At 58.2% G+C, this 4,163-nt stretch carries 1 protein-coding gene; it reads left to right on the top strand.

Features of this window, described 5'->3' with window-relative positions:
• Positions 1–226: 226 nt before the first annotated feature.
• A partial coding sequence (rpoB, locus tag L0H65_RS15535; protein ID WP_301459970.1) for a DNA-directed RNA polymerase subunit beta occupies positions 227–4,163 on the top strand: 3,937 nt, incomplete at its 3' end.

Raw genomic sequence — 4,163 nt, 5'->3', positions numbered from 1 at the left:
CTGGGTGCGGCATTGTCGCGCCCGGCTGTCTGCATCGAAAGCATATCTTGGCAGGGGCTTGGCCGGTTGTTTTGCCTCAAACCCCTTCCAAGGTGTGTTGTCTAGGTTCGGGAGCCTTCCGGTGGGACGGAAGGCATGAATGGAACCGATAACCCCTATCGCCGTGCGGCGCATGAGTGTGGCCCGACACCCACGCGCCGGCGAAACGATGAAAGGTACTATGAGCATGGCTCAGAGCTACGTAGGTCAAAAGCGAATCCGCCGCTACTTTGGCAAAATCCGTGAAGTGCTGGAGATGCCGAACCTGATCGAGGTTCAGAAATCCTCCTATGATCTGTTCCTGAAATCGGGCGAAGGCCCGAAGCCCGCCGATGGCGAGGGGATTCAGGGCGTTTTCCAATCGGTGTTCCCGATCAAGGATTTCAATGAAACGGCTGTTCTGGAGTTCGTGAAATACGAGCTTGAAAAGCCGAAATATGACGTGGACGAGTGCCAGTCACGCGACATGACCTATGCTGCGCCCTTGAAGGTGACGCTGCGCTTGATCGTGTTTGATGTCGATGAAGATACCGGCGCGCGCTCGGTCAAGGATATCAAGGAACAAGACGTGTTCATGGGCGATATGCCCTTGATGACGCATAACGGCACGTTCGTTGTGAACGGCACGGAACGCGTGATCGTGAGCCAGATGCACCGTTCCCCCGGTGTGTTCTTTGACCACGACAAGGGCAAGACCCATTCCAGTGGCAAGTTGTTGTTTGCCTGCCGGATCATTCCCTATCGCGGCTCGTGGCTCGACTTTGAATTCGACGCCAAGGACATCGTGTTCGCCCGCATCGACCGTCGCCGCAAACTGCCGGTGACGACGCTACTCTATGCACTTGGTATGGGGCAAGAGCAGATCATGGACGCGTATTACAATACCGTCAGCTACAAGCATGAAAAGAACAAGGGATGGGTCACCAAGTTCTTCCCGGAGCGTGTGCGCGGCACCCGTCCGACATATGATATCGTGGACGCGGCGACCGGCGAAGTGCTGTGCAAGGCTGGCGACAAGATGACGCCACGGATGGTCAAGAAGATCATTGACGAAGGCAAGGTGACCGAGTTGCTGCTGCCCTTCGATCAGATTCTTGGCAAATATGTTGCGAAAGACATCATCAACGAAGAAACCGGTGAGATTTGGGTCGAGGCCGGTGACGAGTTGACGATGGAATACGACAAGGACGGCGAAGTGAAGGGCGGAAGCCTGAAGGTTCTGCTGGATCAGGGTATCAACGACATCCCGGTTCTAGACATCGACAACGTCAATGTCGGCCCCTACATCCGCAACACCATGGCCGCCGACAAGAACATGGGCCGTGACACCGCGCTGATGGATATCTACCGCGTGATGCGCCCAGGTGAGCCGCCGACTGTTGAAGCGGCGTCTGCGCTGTTTGATACGCTGTTCTTCGACAGCGAACGCTATGACCTGTCGGCGGTTGGCCGCGTCAAGATGAATATGCGTCTCGACCTGGGCAAGCCGGACACGCAACGCACGCTCGACCGTGATGATATCGTTGCCTGTATCAAGGCGCTGACCGAATTGCGCGACGGCAAGGGTGAGATCGACGATATCGACCACCTTGGCAACCGCCGCGTGCGGTCCGTCGGTGAGTTGATGGAGAACCAGTACCGCGTTGGCCTGCTGCGCATGGAGCGTGCGATCAAGGAACGGATGAGTTCGGTCGAAATCGATAACATCATGCCGCAAGACCTGATCAACGCGAAACCGGCGGCGGCTGCGGTGCGGGAGTTCTTTGGCTCCTCGCAGCTTTCGCAGTTCATGGACCAGACCAACCCCTTGTCCGAAGTCACCCACAAGCGCCGTCTTTCGGCCCTTGGGCCGGGTGGTTTGACACGGGAACGTGCGGGCTTTGAAGTGCGCGATGTTCACCCGACCCATTACGGTCGGATGTGCCCGATTGAAACGCCGGAAGGTCAGAACATCGGCCTGATCAACTCCCTCGCCACGTTTGCGCGGGTGAACAAGTATGGCTTCATCGAGACGCCCTATCGCAAGGTTGTAGACGGCAAGGTCACGGATGACGTGGTTTATATGTCGGCGACCGAGGAAATGCGTCACACCGTAGCGCAGGCCAACGCGACCTTGGACGCCGATGGTCGGTTTATCAATGATCTGGTTTCCACGCGGAAAGCCGGGGAATTTATGCTGAACCCGGTTGAGGCGGTCGATCTGATCGACGTGTCGCCAAAGCAGTTGGTGTCTGTTGCGGCGTCCCTGATCCCGTTCTTGGAAAACGACGACGCCAACCGCGCGCTGATGGGCTCCAACATGATGCGTCAGGCGGTGCCGTTGGTTCGTTCCGATGCGCCATTCGTTGGCACCGGCATTGAAGGTATCGTTGCGCGCGATAGCGGCGCTGCCATCATGGCGCGCCGGGCGGGGGTGATCGACCAAGTTGACGCCGCCCGTATCGTTGTGCGCGCGACTGAGATGATGGAACCGGGTGAGCCGGGCGTGGATATCTACCGTCTGCGCAAGTTCAAACGCTCTAACCAGTCGTCCTGCATCAACCAGCGCCCGCTGGTGAAAGTGGGCGATACCGTGACCCGCAATGAGGTGATCGCGGACGGACCTTGCACCGATATGGGTGAATTGGCCGTTGGCCGGAACGTCATCGTCGCGTTCATGCCGTGGAATGGCTACAACTACGAAGACTCGATCCTGATTTCGGAGCGTATTCTGAAAGACGACGTGTTCACCTCGATCCATATCGACGAATATGAAGTTGCGGCGCGCGATACGAAGCTGGGGCCAGAGGAAATTACCCGCGATATCCCGAATGTCGGTGAGGAAGCCTTGCGCAACCTCGACGAAGCCGGGATCGTCTATATTGGCGCCGAAGTGCAGCCGGGTGACATTCTGGTGGGCAAGATCACGCCAAAGGGCGAAAGCCCGATGACGCCGGAAGAAAAGCTGCTGCGCGCGATCTTTGGTGAGAAGGCCTCGGATGTGCGCGACACGTCCTTGCGCCTGCCGCCGGGTGCGTTTGGCACCATCGTTGAAGTGCGTGTGTTCAACCGTCATGGTGTGGACAAAGATGAGCGCGCTTTGCAGATCGAGCGTGAAGAAGTGGAACGGCTGGCCCGCGACCGAGATGATGAATTGGTCATCCTGGAGCGGAACATCTATTCGCGCCTGAAAACCCTGATCATGGGGAAAACCGCTGTCAAAGGGCCGAAAGGTATCCGCGCAGGGTCGACTGTTGATGAGGAGCTTTTGGGCACGCTGAGCCGTGGTCAGTGGTGGCAGTTGGCTTTGGGCGAAGAGTCCGAAGCCAAGGAAGTCGAAGCGCTGCACGACCAGTTTGAGGCGCAAAAGCGCGCTTTGGACCTGCGGTTCGACGACAAGGTGGAAAAGGTCCGTCGTGGCGATGACTTGCCCCCCGGCGTGATGAAAATGGTCAAAGTGTTCGTCGCGGTGAAGCGCAAGCTGCAACCGGGCGACAAGATGGCCGGTCGTCACGGCAACAAGGGTGTTGTATCCCGCGTTGTGCCGATGGAGGACATGCCGTTCCTTGCTGATGGAACCACCGTCGATATCTGCCTTAATCCGTTGGGCGTTCCCAGTCGGATGAACGTGGGGCAGATCCTTGAATGTCACATGGGCTGGGCCGCGCGCGGTTTCGGCATGAAGATTGACGAGGCGTTGCACGCTTATCGTCGGTCCGGGGACATGACGCCGGTGCGCGATGCCGTGCGGCTGGCCTACGGCGATGAGACTTATGAGGCCGCGTTTGCCGACCGGAGCGAGGAAGACTTCCTTGAACTGGCGGGCAATGTGACCAAAGGGGTGCCGATTGCGACGCCAGTGTTTGACGGTGCGAAAGAGGCGGATATCAACGATGCGCTGAAACGGGCCGGTTTTGCGGAATCCGGTCAGTCCATCGTGTTTGACGGTCGTTCGGGAGAGCAGTTTGCCCGCCCGGTCACCGTCGGCGTGAAATACCTGCTGAAACTGCACCACCTTGTCGACGACAAACTGCACGCACGTTCTACCGGGCCGTATTCGCTTGTCACGCAGCAGCCGTTGGGTGGTAAGGCGCAGTTCGGCGGACAGCGTCTTGGGGAAATGGAGGTCTGGGCGCTGGAGGCTT

This window comes from Pseudorhodobacter sp. (assembly GCF_030452865.1).
Taxonomy (GTDB): domain Bacteria; phylum Pseudomonadota; class Alphaproteobacteria; order Rhodobacterales; family Rhodobacteraceae; genus Pseudorhodobacter.
Note: the sequence above shows the minus strand (reverse complement) of the source record. Positions and strands in the feature narration are given on the sequence as shown.